This is a genomic window from Pseudomonas sp. 43(2021) (assembly GCF_017490805.1).
Taxonomy (GTDB): Bacteria; Pseudomonadota; Gammaproteobacteria; order Pseudomonadales; family Pseudomonadaceae; genus Aquipseudomonas.
Genome location: NZ_JAFGYJ010000602.1, coordinates 1 through 429, shown reverse-complemented (window position 1 = coordinate 429; position 429 = coordinate 1). Strand labels below are relative to the sequence as shown.

The window sequence follows — 429 nt, the reverse complement described above, 5'->3', positions numbered from 1 at the left end:
CCGCCTATCTGACGAGCGCCGTTCATGCGACGGGCGCGGATCTGGACACGTTCGCCGCGGAGATCGGCGCGACGCCGGGCGCGCGCGTGCTGGATCTCGGCTGCGGCGCGGGCCATGCGAGCTTTGCCGCCGCGCGCGGCGGCGCGCACGAGGTGATCGCGTACGACCTCGCGCCGCAGATGCCCGCGACGGTCGAGGCGGCGGCGCGCGAGCGCGGCCTGTCGAACGTGCGAATCGAGCAGGGCGCGGCCGAGCGGCTGCCGTTCGGCGATGCGCCGTTCGACTGGATCGTGAGCCGGATGAGCGCGCACCATTGGCACGACGTGCCGCGCGCGCTCGCCGAAGCGCGGCGCGTGCTGAAGCCTGGCGGCCGGGTGCTGTTCGTCGACGTCGCCGGCGCCGATCACCCGCTCGTCGACACTCATCTGC

1 protein-coding gene is annotated in these 429 nt (G+C 74.4%); it reads left to right on the top strand.

The window, feature by feature from the left end; translation table 11 throughout:
* Positions 1-429 (top strand): class I SAM-dependent methyltransferase (locus tag J5M71_RS28900; protein ID WP_207839116.1); only part of this gene is annotated, 429 nt, incomplete at both ends.